The following is a 515-nucleotide window of genomic DNA, read 5'->3' as shown; positions in this document are numbered from 1 at the left end:
GGACTCTTGGGGGAGATAAGCCTGTTATCCCCAGGGTAGCTTTTATCCGTTGAGCGATGGCCCTTCCATGCGGTACCACCGGATCACTAAGCCCGACTTTCGTCCCTGCTCGACTTGTAGGTCTCGCAGTCAAGCTCCCTTCTGCCTTTGCACTCTTCGAATGATTTCCAACCATTCTGAGGGAACCTTGGGGCGCCTCCGTTACTCTTTAGGAGGCGACCGCCCCAGTCAAACTGCCCGCCTGACACTGTCCCCGAACCGGCTTCACGGTCCCAGGTTAGAACTCCGATACGATCAGGGTGGTATCCCAACGGCGCCTCCACCGAAGCTGGCGCTCCGGCTTCTAAGGCTCCCACCTATCCTGTACAGACCGTACCAAAGTCCAATATCAAGCTGCAGTAAAGCTCCATGGGGTCTTTCCGTCTTGTCGCGGGTAACCTGCATCTTCACAGGTATTAAAATTTCACCGGATCTCTCGTTGAGACAGCGCCCAAGTCGTTACGCCATTCGTGCGG

The 515-nt window shown here is 55.9% G+C and carries 1 rRNA gene; it reads right to left on the bottom strand.

The annotated features are described in order from the left end of the window. Positions 1-515: ribosomal RNA gene (locus RCF13_RS23730) — 23S ribosomal RNA — on the bottom strand; the annotation flags it as partial.

This window comes from Stenotrophomonas maltophilia group sp. RNC7 (genome assembly GCF_030910085.1).
GTDB lineage: Bacteria > Pseudomonadota > Gammaproteobacteria > Xanthomonadales > Xanthomonadaceae > Stenotrophomonas > Stenotrophomonas sepilia.
This window is presented reverse-complemented; position numbering and strand designations above follow the sequence as displayed.